This window comes from Streptococcus sp. 27098_8_12, assembly GCF_041432115.1.
Lineage (GTDB): Bacteria > Bacillota > Bacilli > Lactobacillales > Streptococcaceae > Streptococcus > Streptococcus parasanguinis_V.
In genome coordinates, this window is record NZ_JAPVZA010000007.1 from 48914 (window position 1) to 63988 (window position 15075).

Below are 15075 nucleotides of genomic sequence, written 5' to 3' on the forward strand. Positions count from 1 at the left end.
TATATAGAACAAAGTGTCATTTAATGCAAATAAGTGGTATAATAAATTAAACTAATAAGGAGGTCACATGATGACTGCACATGATATTTTAAACAACCCTTTCCTCAATAAAGGAACTGCCTTTACTTTAGAGGAACGTAAGCAACTAGGTCTCATTGGCCTCCTACCACCTTACGTTCAAACCATTGAAGAACAAGCAGCGCAAACTTATGCGCAAATGCAAACAAAGGTTAATGATTTGGAAAAACGTTTGTTCCTAATGGAAATTTTTAATACAAATCGTACTCTATTTTACTACCTATTTGCTCAACATTTGGAAGAGTTTAATCCCATTGTTTATGATCCAACTATTGCCGATACCATCGAAGGCTATAGCGATCTTTTTGTAGACCCACAATATGCGGCCTATCTTGACATCAATCACCCTGAAAATATCGAAGCGACTTTGAAAAATGCAGCGGGTGATCGTGAAATTCGTCTTATTGTTGTGACAGATGCAGAAGGTATTCTCGGTATTGGTGACTGGGGTACAAATGGTGTCGATATTTCTGTTGGGAAACTGATGGTCTATACTGGAGCTGCAGGAATTGATCCTTCAATGGTACTTCCTTTGGTCATTGACGCAGGTACCAATCGTGAAGAACTTCGTAACAATCCTAATTACTTGGGAAATCGCCACGAACGTGTGCGTGGTGATCGTTACTATGATTTTATCGATCAATTTGTCCAAACTGCAGAACGTCTTTTCCCTAAACTCTACCTTCACTGGGAAGATTTCGGTCGCTTAAATGCTGCCAACATCCTTGAAAAATATCGAAAACAAATCCCAACCTTTAACGATGATATCCAAGGAACTGGTATTGTAACCCTTGGTGGGATCTTTGGGGCATTGGATATTACAGGTGAAAAATTAACGGATCAAGTTTATCTCTGCTATGGTGGTGGGACTGCTGGTGCAGGGATTGCTTCTCGTGTCCTTCGTGAAATGGTTAGTGAAGGTCTGCCTGAAGAAGAAGCTTATAAACGCTTCTTTATGGTCGACAAACAAGGTCTCCTTTTTGATGATATGGATGACTTAACGCCGCAACAAAAACCATTTGCTAAGAAACGTTCTGATTTTGCCAATGCAGATCAGTTGACGGACCTTCTTGAAGTAGTGAAGACGGTTAAACCAACCATTCTTGTGGGAACTTCAACTCAGCCAAATACTTTCACAAAAGAAATTGTAGAAGCTATGTGTGAAAACACTGAACATCCTATCATTTTCCCATTGTCAAACCCAACCAAACTAGCTGAAGCAAGTGCCAAAGATTTGATCGAATGGTCAGACGGAAAAGCATTTGTTGCAACAGGAATTCCAGCTGGTACAGTTTCCTATAAAGGTGTGGACTACGTGATTGGTCAAGCGAATAACGCACTGATTTATCCAGGTCTTGGACTTGGTATGCTGGCTTCTGAAGCGAGTCTGTTGACGGATGAAATGATTGGAGCTGCCGCACATTCATTGAGTGGTATTGTCAATCCAGGCGAACCAGGAGCACCAGTCTTACCTCCATTCAAGTATGTAGCTGATGTGTCTATCAAAGTAGCAGAAGCAGTTGCTAAAAAAGCGCAAGAACAAGGTCTTGCGCGTGCTCAAGAAACAGATATGGCTAAAGCAGTTCGTAATTTAAAATGGTACCCAGAATATAAATAAGTAAATGGGAATGGGGTGTACGAGTGCGACTGGATGCCTCGTACACCTTTTCTTGTATATCCTGTTAGATAGAAAGGGAGACTATGGAAATCTTTTTAACTTCAATTCAGAGTATTGTGCCCATTATCGTCATCATCATTCTTGGTTATTTCTTGCAAGTCCGTGGTTGGTTTCAAGAGAGCTTCGGAAATGACTTATCTAAACTGATTATGAACGTGGCCATGCCTGTTGCAATTTTTACCTCTGTTCTTAAATATTTAACTTTAGATAAATTGATTAGCTTGTCTGGCGGTTTGCTCTATACGTTTATCGCCTTCATTCTTGGTTACCTAGCGGCCTTTATCGCAGTGAAAGTTTTTAAAGTGCGCCCAGGACGCCGAGGAACCATGATTAATACCTTTGTTAATGCCAATACCATATTTATTGGTTTGCCTTTAAATATCGCTTTGTTTGGAAATCAAGCCCTTCCTTACTTCTTGGTTTATTATATTACAAATACAGTATCTACTTGGACATTAGGTGTCTATCTGATGACTTCTGATAGTAAAGAAGGGGCTTCAAAACAGGCTCAAAAATTTAATTGGAAGAAGCTTTTCCCAGCTCCTTTATTAGGTTTTCTCGTAGCCCTCGTCTTTTTGGTGTTACGTATTCCTGTTCCAAGTTTTGCGGAAAGTACCTTGACTTATATTGGTAGTTTAACAACGCCCTTATCTCTTGTCTATATCGGTATCGTCCTAGCTAAGGCAGGACTTAAGACGATTCGCTTTGATAAAGATACCATTATCACACTGGTTGGTCGTTTTATTCTTGCACCGGTCATCATGCTCTTGGTTCTGAAGTTCTTCTCTCCAAATATGGTGGCACCAGAATTTAGAACCTTTATGATTCAATCAGCAACACCAGCCTTGGCAGTTCTTCCTATCCTTGCCAATCAAGGTAAAGGCGATGTTGAGTTTTCAACGAATGTGGTCACTCTCAGCACAGTCTTATTTGTGATTGTGGTTCCAATTCTGCAGACATTGTTGGGATAGCATTTATATGAAAATGATGTAGTTTTAGTGCTATACATTCGTCAAAAAGGACGTCGGGTATTATACTCGACGTCCTTTTTAAACGGATGACTAAATCAACACATAGGTTTCAACCGCTTGCCCAGCCCCGTTTTCATTGTTGGTCTTTGTCACGACTGCTGCTCCGTCTTTCACCTCTTGAGGAGCGTTGCCCATAGCGACCCCGATGCCTGCTTTTTTGAGCATAGGAAGGTCATTGAAGTTGTCCCCCATGGTGAGGACTTCTTCTAAGATCAAGTGGTAGTGGTTGGCGAGTTCAACCAGAGCATCCTCTTTAGAGACGTGCTTAGCCGTGACTTCTAGGTAGTTGGCTTTGGAGAGATAAAAGGCGGTAGAAGGGAAGTCATCGGCAGAAATAGCACGATAGAGGGCTTGGATCTCTTCTGCATCTCCAATTAAGAGCAATTTGTGGAGGGGCTTTGTCATATCCAGCAAAGGATCCAATAGGGGAAGAATAAGAGGTTTTTCCCCTGTAATCCGGGCTTCCTCTCGGCTCCATTGGTCGAGATGATCGGTCATCCAGTCTTTTCCGCTATAGAGGTTGATCGAAACTTGAGGGAAGTGTTGGTTGGCCCAGTCGATAAACTGACGAGCTTCATTCTTGTCTAAGGGATGCTCAAACAGAACCTGCTCGCCTTTTTGAATCAAGGCCCCGTTGTAGCAGGCCATGGGGCAGTCTTCTATACCGAGTTCTTTGGCAATGGGTGCCATTCCTTTGGGGGAGCGAGCAGAGGCTAGCACGAAAGGGATCTCTTCACGCTTTAAATCTGGGATCAATGCTGCCAACTCTGGGTCAATCTGATGGTGGTCATTTAAGATGGTGCCATCGATATCGCTGATGATGAGACGAATGTGAGACATAAAGATTACCTCCTAATAGAGAATAGTGGTTTCGTTGCCGACTTGTTTAAGGATGTCAGGGCTTGGTTTTTGATCAGTAATCCAATAGTCAAATTGTTGGAGACGAGCGAGATAGTAGTTGGCATGTTGGTGGAACTTGGTACTTTCTGCCACCAGCACCTTGGTACGAGTCCGCTCAAAAACGAGAGACTTGACTGCAACGTCTTCAGCATCCTCAAAGGTGACTTCGCCATTGGCTAAGCTACTCGCTCCAAAAAAAGCGAGATCAAAGCGAAGATTGTCCAGTATTTGTGCTTGATTCGCGTCATAGTAGAAGCGGTTTTTAGGGTAGAATTTTCCTCCTAAAAGATGAAAGTCAACCTGGGAATGGCTACTGAGCTGGATGGTATTGTCAAGGGAATGCGAATAGACTGTGACTTCCTTATTAAGCAAGCCAGCAAGCAGGGTCATCGAGGTAGAAACGTCGAGAAAGATCACTTGGCCATCTTGGATCAATTGCAGGGCCTTTTGAGCCATAGCAGTCTTTTCCTTGTTGGCTTTCTGACTACGGTCTAGGTAAGAAGGGCCGGGTTCTTTGTTTAAGGGGAGGAGTCCACCATGGGTCCTGCGGACCAGCTGGCGCTGACTAAGGAGAGCGAAGTCTCGACGGATGGTATCTTTTGAGACCTTGAAATAGTCGACCATTTCTTTAGCCGATAGCTGTTTTCGCTCTTCTAAGAGTTCTAATATTTTTTCGAGTCGTTGTTCCTGATACATGAGCTCGCTCCTTGTTTCTGTTCTTGCCTATATTCTACATCATTTATTAAGTTAATGCAAGTGTTTTTAATTATTTTTAAGCATTTATGATCTTTTTCCTTGTAAAGCCTTATTCTGACGTTTGTTTTAAAGGGGAAATTCTGCTATAATATGTCAAAATAACGTGGAGGTTTCCTTATGGCCAGTGAATATGAAAAAATGATTGCGGGTGACTATTATAGACCTGCGGACCCTGAATTACGGGCTTTGGCAAAAGCCTCTCGGGAGAAACAAGAGGCCTTTAACCAAGAGTTGGATCCTAAAAAGGGGGCATCCATCATCAAAGAGTGGTTTGGATCAACCGGTGAAAACCTCTATCTCAATCGCCAGGTTCTTGTGGATTATGGGGGCAACATCCATATAGGAGAAAATTTCTATGCCAATTACAATTTGACCATGTTGGATATTTGTCCCATTACGATCGGAAAGAATGCCATGATTGGTCCCAATTGCCAATTTTTGACCCCCTTACACCCGCTGGATCCAGATGAGCGCAACTCGGGTCTTGAGTACGGAGCTCCGATTACGATAGGGGACAATTTCTGGGCAGGAGGAGGGGTCACCATCCTTCCTGGTGTCACGCTGGGTGACAATGTGGTCGCTGGCGCTGGGGCAGTCGTGACCAAGTCTTTTGGTGACAATGTGGTCCTTGCAGGAAACCCAGCCCGTGTCATCAAAGAAATACCCATTAAAAAGGAGAAGGGATGATCCAAAAACATGAAATTCCTATTTTAGAGTTTGATGACAACCCGCAGGCAGTCATTATGCCGACCCATGAGGGACTTGATCTGCACCTACCTGAAAAATGTGTGTATGCTTTCTTGGAGGATGAGATTGATCGCTTTGCCAAAACTGTTGGAGCTGAGCAAGTGGCTACCTTTGTTTCAGCTACCAAGGCTTATCCAGTCTATGTTCTGGAGCACCAAGGGGAGAAAGTCTGCTTGGCACAAGCGCCAGTTGGATCTGCACCTGCTGCCCAATTCATGGATTGGTTGATTGGCTATGGGGTGAGGAAAATCATTTCCTCAGGAAGCTGTGGCGTCTTGGTGGACATAGAAGAAAATGCCTTTTTGATCCCGACCAAGGCCTTGCGAGATGAGGGAGCCAGTTACCATTATGTAGCGCCTTCTCGTTATATCGAAGTGGACAGTCGTGCACTGACCGCCATTGAAACTGTCTTGAAAGGAAAAGATATTCCTTATCAAGAGGTCATGACCTGGTCGACGGACGGTTTTTATAGAGAAACACCTGACAAGGTGGCCTATCGCATTGAAGAAGGGTGTCGTGTTGTGGAGATGGAGTGTGCCTCACTTGCAGCAGTCGCCCAGCTTCGTGATGCAGTTTGGGGCTTGCTCCTATTTACCGCAGATTCTCTTGCAGACCTAGAAAATTATGACCAGCGTGACTGGGGGGCTGAAGCTTTTGAGAAGGCCCTAGAATTGTGCCTAGAGATGGTTCATCACTTGTAGGTCTTTTCACTTTTTATGATACAATGAAGCTATGTTAGTCAAATTATTTTTTAAACAATGGCAGGCCAAAATTAAAAGCCTGTCTCCGGCAAGGCGAATCTTTCTCAGCTTTGCCTTGGTTATCCTGGTGGGCTCGCTCTTATTGAGTCTGCCTTTTGTCCAGCAAGCGAGCTCAAAAGCAGGCTATATCGACCACCTCTTTACAGCGGTCTCCATGGTCTGTGTGACGGGGCTCTTTACCCAGTCGGTGGCTTCGACCTATAATGGTTTGGGGCAATTGATCTGTATGCTCTTGATCCAGATCGGAGGCCTAGGGATCTTGACCTTTATCGGTCTCTTCTTTATGGAAGGTCGTCAAAAGCTCAGCTACAAGGACCGACAGACCATCCGGGACAGCTTTAGCTTTAGCAATAACCAGAGCTTAGCCCGTTTTGTCCGCTCCATCTTCATTACCACCTTTACCATCGAAGGGGTGGGGGCCTTGCTCCTCATGACCCGCTTTATCCCTCGCTTTGGCTGGGGGCATGGGATCTTTAACTCCATCTTTGTTGCGGTCTCGGCCTTTTGTAATGCGGGCTTTGATAATTTTGGAGGCGATAGTATGATGAGCTTCCAGACCGATTGGTTGGTCAATCTGACCTTGTCTGCCCTTATTATTACTGGGGGCTTGGGCTTCATGGTCTGGTTTGACCTAGCCACCAAGGCCCGCAATCAATCAGGGCGGCGAACTCTTCGCTTCCATACCAAGGTGGTTCTCTGGTTAACGGCGGCGATCCTTCTCTTTGGGACAGTGACTAGTCTTATGACCGAGTTTAATAATCCAGCAACGATTGGGTCCCTTCCGTTAGGAGAGAAGATCTTGGTCAGCTTCTTCCAAACTGTCAGTATGCGGACGGCTGGTTTTGCCTCGTTGGATTATACAGCAGTCCGGCCAGTGACGCTCTTTATCTATCTCTTACAGATGTTCCTAGGTGGGGCACCAGGCGGGACAGCAGGGGGGATGAAGATCACCACCTTCTTGGTGCTGATTCTCTTAGCGCGCAAAGAGTTGCTCGGCTTGCCACATACCAACCTGGGTAAGCGCACCATCGCACCAGACTTGGTCCAACGCTCTTTGGGGACGGCAGTGATTTTCCAGTTGACTTTTCTCCTTGGACTCTTTGGCCTTTGTCTCGTGACTCCGGATGGTCAACGCTTTTTGTACCTGGTCTTTGAGGTAGTATCGGCTCTAGCGACAGTAGGCGTGACAGCCAATGTGACCTCGACCTTAAATGGAGCAGGGCTGGGGATCATCATGGTGCTTATGTTTATCGGTCGGATCGGCCCCTTGACCCTCATGGTCAGTTTGAACAATTACAAAGCTAAGAAGGCAGATGCCTTGCAATATGCTAAAGCAGACATCATTATCGGATAGGAGAAACTTATGGCAAATCGAACCATTGGAATTTTAGGATTAGGAATTTTTGGACAGAGTGTCCTGAAAACCCTGCAAGACCAGGATGTGGATATTGTTGCGATTGATGATCACGCAGATGTGATCAACCAATATGAATCCATGATTACGACTGGAATTGTTGGAGACATTACGGAGTTGGACCTCTTGGATGCAGCAGATATTGGGAACTGTGACACAGTCGTGATCGCGACGGGTGAAAACCTGGAGTCCAGTGTGCTGGCTGTCATGCACTGTAAGGCACTAGGTGTCGAGCACGTCATTGCCAAGGTCAAAAATGAAGTGACCAAAGAAATTCTGGAAAAGATTGGGGCTGATTTGGTCATCCTGCCAGAGGTAGAAGCAGGCATGTCCCTCGCCAAAATGGTTCTTTTCCAACACCGGATTGAAGTTTTCCAGTTGGATGAAGAAGTGGTAGTAGTCGAGTTTACGGTTCCATCCAGCTGGGTAGGAAAAAGTCTTCAGGACTTGGCTGTCAGAGAGGAGTACCATCTCAACATTATTGGTTATCGAGATGCGGAAGATCAACCGCTTCATATTCAGATTGCTCCCGACTTTATCTGGCCAGAAGGGGTGCGCGTGATGGCGGTGACAGACAACCAGTATCTGGATAGAATCCAAGACTTGTTAGACTAATCGTGTAATTGAGAGTGGGACAGAAATCGGTAATTCATTAGAATTCGATTTCGTCGTCCCACCTCCGCACAGTTGAGTAGGGCTGTAAAAGCTGATGAAATCAGCGTAGTAGAGTCCGCTCAACCACTGCGTCTTGCTCAACAATCCAAAAACAATTCTGAGGCTAGGACTTTTGTCCCAGCCTCAGAATGTTGATCACCTATTTTTTAACTGAAATAGGTGAAATGATTCTGCAGAAAAATGATTTTTAATTTTTACTCCGCAGACGCCCTCTGTATCTTAATTTAGTCATAGAACTTCCTGGATTGCTGAAATCATCCACTGGATAATTTCACCTAACGTCCGTCCTCAAGGTCGTCAAGAATCTCTTGCCATTTTTCCTCATGCATGCCTTGGCAGATATGTTTGGATCGAGTCTCATGTATCTCTTGATTCATTGGGGAAGTTGATCTTATAAAATTTTAGGAAAGGCTCTGTCAGGTGTTGACAGGCCTTTTTTTGAGTGCTATAGTAAAATCGTAAACGTTTACACAGTAAGGCGAAGTAGATAAAAAGAGGAGGAAAGACAAATGGCAGGATCAGTGATACAGGGAGAGAACTACCGAATCTCCGTATTAACGGAATCTTTGGTGCGCTTGGAATACTCAGAGGATGGTGTTTTTGAGGATGGTCAGACGCAAGTTGTGCAAAATCGTGATTTTGGACCTGTAGCCTGTGAGGTCGTAGAGACAGAAGAGGTCCTCGATCTTCATACGGAGCATCTCCACCTCCATTTTGAAAAGGGACCTTTTACACCGGATCGGCTTTTTATCGAGCTCAAGGGTCAGTATGCAGTCTATGGTAGCCGGTGGCACTATGGAGATCAGCCTGAGACCTTGAAAGGGACCAGTCGGACGCTTGACGAGGTCGATGGAGCTATGGAGTTGGAAGATGGGATCTTGAGCAAGGCCGGCTATGCTCTTTTGGACGATTCCAATTCCTACTTGTATGATGTCGAAAGCGGATTTAGAGCACGGCCATGTCCAGAAGTGGATCTGTATTTCTTCGGTTATGGGCGCGATTATCTAGGTGCCTTGAAAGATTTTTACCATCTGACGGGACAACCACCCCTCTTGCCACGTTATGCTCTGGGAAACTGGTGGAGTCGGTATTGGCCTTATACTAGTCAGGAGTACACAGATTTGATGGATCGTTTCAAAGCAGAAGGGGTGCCTTTAGCTGTTAGTGTGATCGATATGGACTGGCACAAGACAGCGATTCCTGCTCGCTTTGGAAGTGGTTGGACGGGCTATAGTTGGAACCGGGACTTGATCCCTGATCCAGCTGCCTTCTTACATGGTCTTCATGAGCGTGGTTTAAAGGTGACCTTAAATGTCCATCCAGCAGATGGCATTCGCGCCTTCGAAGATGCTTACCCCATGGTCGCAAAACGCTTGGGATTAGATGCGGAAAAAGAAGAAGCGGCTAGCTTTGACTTTTACAGTCCAGCCTTTCGCGAAGCTTATTTCGAAGATGTCCACCATCCCTTGGAAAATCAAGGAGTCGACTTTTGGTGGATTGATTGGCAACAGGGAAGTCATGGCAAGATGGATCCCCTTTGGTTGTTAAATCACTATCATTATCTAGACAATTGCCGAAAAGGCCAAGCTGGTCTCATCTTATCGCGTTATGGGGGTCCTGGCAGCCACCGGTATCCGATCGGTTTTTCAGGGGATACCATTGTGACTTGGGAATCCCTAGCCTTTCAACCCTATTTTACCAGCACAGCTTCAAATATCGGTTATACGTGGTGGAGTCACGATATTGGTGGCCATATGCGGGGTTACTATGATGAAGACTTGGCTCTTCGCTGGTTGCAATTTGGGGTCTTTAGCCCGATCAATCGTCTCCATAGTTCTTGTAATGCCTTTAACAGTAAGGAACCGTGGTTTTACTCGCCTGAGACCTGTCGCTGGATGAAGCAGTATTTGCGTCTGCGTCACAGCTTACTGCCTTATCTTTACACCATGAATGTGACGACGCATGAAGAAGGACTGCCTTTGATTCAGCCCCTCTATTACCATTACCCAAACGAAGAAGAGGCTTATGAGGCTAAAAATCAATATTTCTATGGCAGTGAACTCATGGTGGCCCCAATTACAGAGGCTCTGGATCCTGTCTATCATAGTGCTTCTGTGAGTGTTTGGTTCCCAGACGGAGTTTGGTATGATTTCTTCCATGATTGGAAGTACGAAGGAAAAGGCAAGCTTACAGTCTTTAGAGCTAGCCAGGATATTCCGGTCTTTGCGCGTGCAGGAGCCATCATCCCTATGGATGCACAACCGCAGACAGGGGTAGAGCTCCCAGAAATGCTGGACTGGCATCTTTTCCCAGGTGACAATCGTTCCTTCGTACTCGTTGAAGGAGAAGGAGATAACAGGGTTGAAACCCGCCTAACTGTCAATTGGGATGAAAGAAAGATTAAGCTGGATTTAACAGGTGATCGAACGCTGCTTCCTGAAAAGAGACAGCACCGGTTCTTCCTCCATACCTTAGAGACAACCCCTATCTTAGTGGACAATCACAGTCAGGAGATTGCGATGGGTGAGCTGCAATCGCGTCCTACTGCAAAAGAAGATCGGATGTTTGAGTTCTTGAAATCTGCCAACCTGGCCTACGATAGGAAGAATGAATTATTTGCGGCTTGTTCAACAGCCAAGGATTGGAAACAGTTGATGAAGATCATTACGCCTTTAGAGGAAGGTTTGCGTCAACGTCTCTTTGAAGTGATTTATTCCAGTGAAGAGAATGAAGACTTGTAAATTCTTGCAATTTTACCCCTATTTTTGTATGATGAAAGTGATTTCACAATCATAAAGGAGAAGAAAAAATGGAACAAAAATGGTGGCATAATGCCGTAATTTACCAAGTTTATCCAAAGAGTTTCAAGGATAGTAATGGCGATGGCATCGGGGATCTCAAGGGGATCACGAGCAAGCTAGACTACTTGGAAAAATTAGGGATTACAGCGATCTGGCTCTCACCAGTCTACAAGAGTCCCATGGATGATAACGGCTATGACATCTCGGATTACGAGGATATTGCCTCCATCTTTGGTAGCATGGAAGATATGGAAGAATTGATCGCAGAAGGCCATAAACGCAAGATCAAAATCATTATGGACTTGGTAGTCAACCATACCTCTGATGAGCATGCTTGGTTTATCGAAGCACGTGAAAATCCAGACAGTCCAAAGCGGGATTTCTATATTTGGCGGGATGAGCCCAATGGCATTATTTCTGCTTTTAGTGGCTCTGCTTGGGAATTTGATGAAGCATCAGGCCAATACTACCTGCATAACTTCAGTAAGAAGCAACCAGACCTCAACTGGGAAAACGAGGAGCTTCGTCATCAGATCTATGACATGATGAATTTCTGGATTGACAAGGGAATTGGTGGCTTCCGTATGGATGTCATCGATATGATCGGTAAGATCCCAGATCAGGAAATCATCAGCAATGGTCCCATGCTCCATCCTTATTTGAAGGAAATGAATCAAGCGACCTTTGGCGATAAGGATCTGCTCACAGTGGGAGAAACTTGGGGAGCAACTCCAGAGATTGCCAAGCAATACTCCAATCCAAAAAATCAAGAATTGTCCATGGTTTTCCAATTTGAACACATTGGCCTTCAATACCAACCGGGTCAACCAAAGTGGCACTACGCGAAGGAATTGGATGTGCCTAAATTGAAGGAAATTTTCACCAAGTGGCAGACGGAATTAGGAGAAGAGGAAGGCTGGAATTCCCTCTTTTGGGACAACCACGATTTGCCACGGATTGTGTCAACTTGGGGGGATGATGGCGACTACCGTGTCAAATCTGCCAAGGCTTTAGCAATTCTGCTTCACTTGATGAAGGGGACTCCGTATATCTATCAAGGAGAAGAAATCGGGATGACCAATTATCCATTTCAGACCCTCGAGGATGTAGAAGATATCGAGTCAATCAACTATGCCCATGAAGCCTTAGAAAAAGGAGTGCCACTCGAAGTGATCATGGATCAGATCCGCCATATTGGTCGGGACAATGCACGGACACCGATGCAGTGGAATGATGAGGCAGAAGCTGGCTTTACGACAGGTCAACCATGGCTTGCGGTCAACCCAAACCACAAAGAGATCAATGTTGAGGCTGCTCTAGCAGATCCAGACTCCATTTTCTATACCTATCAAACTCTGGTGGCCTTGAGAAAAGAGCATCCTTGGCTTGTGACGGCTGATTATGAATTGGTGGACGCAGTAGACAAGGTTTTTGCTTACAAGCGGGTAGAAGGAGTGCAAGCCTACCTCGTCGTTGTCAATCTCTCAAGTCAAGAGCAAGACTTACCACTTGTCAATGGAGTTGAAGAGGTTCTCATTGCCAATACCAAGGTGGAGCAGGTCCTCGAATCGGGCAAGTTAGCCCCTTGGGATGCCTTCTGTGTCAAATTAGCCTAATGAAGCAAATGAAAAAAATTAAGGAACGAACTTCCTTATAAAAGCAGGTCTTTCTCAATAGAGAAGGCCTGTTTTGCTTTTTAGGGGTTGTTCTTCTAGCAGAATCCGCTCAAAAATGGTTCGGTGATGCAGGGGCTATAGGAAATATTTATAAGTAGTCCTAGTTTTTGCTTTTGATCTCTGGTCCCAAGGCCTATTAAATCTGTGTTATAGTTTTTGCCTATATCAAAATTCGTGTAAAAGCAATTATACAAGACGGCTATCTTCTGATATGATAGTGTCAATTAGAATTTTTGGAGGACACAACATGTCAACTACAATTATCGGTTTCCCACGTTTGGGTGAATTCCGTGAATTAAAATTTACAACTGAAAAATACTTTAGAAAAGAAATCTCAGCAGACGAGCTCTTGGCAGCTGCCAAAGACTTGCGTGCTAAACACTGGAACATTGTCAAAGAGCAAGGCATCTCAGAGATTCCTTCAAATGACTTCTCACATTACGACAATTTCCTTGATGCAGCCTTTCTTTTCAACGTCGTGCCTGCATCTGTTCAAAACTTGGATTTGACAGACCTTGAACAATACTTTGCTTTGGCGCGTGGTTACCAAGGTGAAAAAGGGGATGTGCGTGCCCTTCCGATGAAAAAATGGTTCAATACGAACTACCATTACATTGTTCCTAAATTTGAAAAAACAACAGAAGTGAAATTGGCTGGTCACAAGATTTTTGATGAGTACCAAGAAGCTAAAGACTTGGGCCTTAACACTCGTCCAGTAGTCGTTGGACCCTTCACATTCCTTCAATTATCTGACTTTGAAGATGGAGTGAAAGCAGAAGACTTCGTCGACAGCCTGGCTGCTGCTTACCAAGAAGTCTTTGCAAAATTGGCAGAGCTTGGTGCGACTCGTATCCAACTCGATGAGCCAGCTCTTGTCAAAGATTTGTCAGCTGAAGAAAAAGCCCTCTTCTTGAACCTCTACAACAAACTCTTGGCGGACAAGAAAGGCCTTGAGGTCTTGATTCAAACCTACTTTGGTGATGTTCGTGATGTCTACAATGACCTTGTAAACTTGCCAGTAGATGGTATTGGTCTTGACTTTGTTGAAGGAAAGAAAACACTTGAATTGGTGAAAGGTGGCTTCCCAGCTGATAAGACCCTTTATGCTGGTATTGTGAATGGGAAAAACATCTGGCGCAACAACTATGAAAAGAGCTTAGAAATCTTGGATCAAGTTCCAGCTGAAAAGGTTGTCTTGACTACTTCTTGCTCCCTTCTTCATGTGCCATTTACAACTGCTAATGAAGAATTTGAACCAGCTATTTTGGACCACTTCGCCTTTGCGGTTGAAAAATTGGGTGAATTGCGTGACTTGGATGCCATCCGCAATGGTCAAGGTGCAGAAGCTCTTGCTGCCAACAAAGAACTCTTCGCAACCGAACGTGTCGGAGCAAATGCTGAACTTCATGCTCGTATCGCAGCGTTGACAGGAGCAGACTACACTCGTTTGCCAGCTTTCGCAGAACGCGAAGAAATCCAAAAAGAATCCTTCAAACTTCCAGCTCTTCCAACAACTACCATTGGTTCATTCCCTCAAACTAAGGAAGTACGTGCTAAACGTTTGGCCTTCCGTAAGGGTGAATTGACACAAGAAGAATACGATGCTTTCCTTGCTGAAACGATCGACGAATGGATCAAATGGCAAGAAGAAGTTGGATTTGACGTACTTGTACACGGTGAATTCGAGCGGAACGACATGGTTGAGTACTTCGGTCAAAACTTGTCTGGTTACCTCTTCTCTAAAAACGGTTGGGTACAATCATACGGTATGCGTGGAGTGAAACCACCAATCATCTGGGGTGATGTAACTCGTCTTAACCCAATCACTGTGAAATGGTCTAGCTACGCACAAAGCCGTACAGACAAACCGGTTAAAGGTATGTTGACTGGACCTGTGACCATCCTTAACTGGTCATTCCCACGTGAAGACATCTCTATCAAGGATTCTACTCTTCAAATCGCTCTTGCCATCAAGGATGAAGTTCTTGACCTTGAAGCTGCAGGAGTGAAAATCATCCAAATCGACGAGGCTGCTCTTCGTGAAAAATTGCCACTCCGTCGTAGCGACTGGTACGAAGACTACCTTGACTGGGCGATTCCAGCCTTCCGTTTGGTACACTCAACTGTAGCACCAGACACCCAAATCCACACTCACATGTGTTACTCAGAATTTACAGATATCATCCCAGCTATCGACAACTTGGATGCGGACGTTATCTCATTTGAGGCAAGCCGTTCAAACCTTGAAATCTTGGATGAGTTGAAAGCGAAAAACTTCCAAACAGAAGTTGGACCTGGGGTTTACGATATCCACTCACCACGTGTCCCACAAGACGGTGAAATTGATCACACTATCGAAGCAATCTTGGCAAAAGTACCAAGTGGCAAAGTTTGGATCAACCCTGACTGTGGTTTGAAGACTCGCGGAATTAAAGAAACAAAAGAAAGCTTGATCAAGCTCGTTAATGCTGCTAAAGAAGCGCGTGAACACTTGTAAGAAATGTTTCGAGGACCTTCTATCATCGTGTAGAGGGTTTTCGAATCGTTCCTTTATCCTA

Annotated in this window: 11 protein-coding genes and 1 pseudogene; 10 read left to right on the forward strand and 2 right to left on the reverse strand. The window is 44.8% G+C overall.

Annotation, left to right across the window (positions count from 1 at the left end):
- Positions 1-70 precede the first annotated feature (70 nt).
- Together O3629_RS04040 and O3629_RS04045 are read left to right on the forward strand one after the other, a co-directional pair.
- Positions 71-1696: a malolactic enzyme gene (locus O3629_RS04040; RefSeq protein ID WP_247919918.1), complete on the forward strand. Its 1626-nt coding sequence runs from the start codon at positions 71-73 to the stop codon at positions 1694-1696.
- An 83-nt stretch (positions 1697-1779) separates the two neighbouring features.
- The gene (locus tag O3629_RS04045; protein WP_023919058.1) at positions 1780-2727 is read left to right on the forward strand and encodes an AEC family transporter; all 948 of its coding nucleotides are present in this window, start codon (positions 1780-1782) and stop codon (positions 2725-2727) included.
- Positions 2728-2817: 90 nt separating this feature from the next.
- On the opposite strand, the gene O3629_RS04050 is transcribed toward O3629_RS04045, so the two are convergent.
- A complete protein-coding gene (locus tag O3629_RS04050) occupies positions 2818-3627 on the reverse strand; it encodes a Cof-type HAD-IIB family hydrolase (RefSeq protein ID WP_371608749.1) in 810 nt (269 codons plus the stop codon).
- Between the two features lie 12 nt (positions 3628-3639).
- Entirely contained in the window at positions 3640-4383 is a 744-nt protein-coding gene (locus tag O3629_RS04055) for a DeoR/GlpR family DNA-binding transcription regulator (protein ID WP_070466517.1), read from the reverse strand.
- Positions 4384-4560: 177 nt separating this feature from the next.
- On the opposite strand from O3629_RS04055, the gene O3629_RS04060 reads away from it, so the two are divergent.
- From O3629_RS04060 to metE, 8 genes and pseudogenes are all read left to right on the forward strand, one after another.
- Entirely contained in the window at positions 4561-5130 is a 570-nt protein-coding gene (locus tag O3629_RS04060; RefSeq protein ID WP_371608750.1) for a sugar O-acetyltransferase, read from the forward strand.
- Positions 5127-5891, forward strand: a complete 765-nt coding sequence (locus O3629_RS04065) for a nucleoside phosphorylase (protein ID WP_070466515.1) — start codon at positions 5127-5129, stop codon at positions 5889-5891. Before O3629_RS04060 ends, O3629_RS04065 begins: the two co-directional genes overlap by 4 nt.
- 31 nt (positions 5892-5922) lie before the next feature.
- Positions 5923-7305: a TrkH family potassium uptake protein gene (locus O3629_RS04070; protein WP_070449318.1), complete on the forward strand. Its 1383-nt coding sequence runs from the start codon at positions 5923-5925 to the stop codon at positions 7303-7305.
- A 9-nt stretch (positions 7306-7314) separates the two neighbouring features.
- Positions 7315-7980 carry a TrkA family potassium uptake protein gene (locus O3629_RS04075; protein WP_023919047.1) on the forward strand — a complete coding sequence of 222 codons (666 nt, stop codon included), beginning with the start codon at positions 7315-7317 and terminating at the stop codon, positions 7978-7980.
- A gap of 353 nt (positions 7981-8333) precedes the next feature.
- Positions 8334-8429: pseudogene (locus O3629_RS04080) on the forward strand (CPBP family intramembrane glutamate endopeptidase); the annotation flags it as partial.
- Between the two features lie 120 nt (positions 8430-8549).
- Positions 8550-10781, forward strand: coding sequence for a glycoside hydrolase family 31 protein (locus O3629_RS04085; RefSeq protein WP_272157641.1), 2232 nt, complete (start codon positions 8550-8552; stop codon positions 10779-10781).
- Positions 10782-10849: 68 nt separating this feature from the next.
- Complete coding sequence (locus tag O3629_RS04090; protein ID WP_371608751.1) at positions 10850-12457, forward strand: alpha-glucosidase; 1608 nt, start codon at positions 10850-10852, stop codon at positions 12455-12457.
- 307 nt (positions 12458-12764) lie between these two features.
- Complete coding sequence (gene metE, locus O3629_RS04095; RefSeq protein ID WP_371608752.1) at positions 12765-15014, forward strand: 5-methyltetrahydropteroyltriglutamate--homocysteine S-methyltransferase; 2250 nt, start codon at positions 12765-12767, stop codon at positions 15012-15014.
- The last annotated feature ends 61 nt before the right edge of the window (positions 15015-15075 follow it).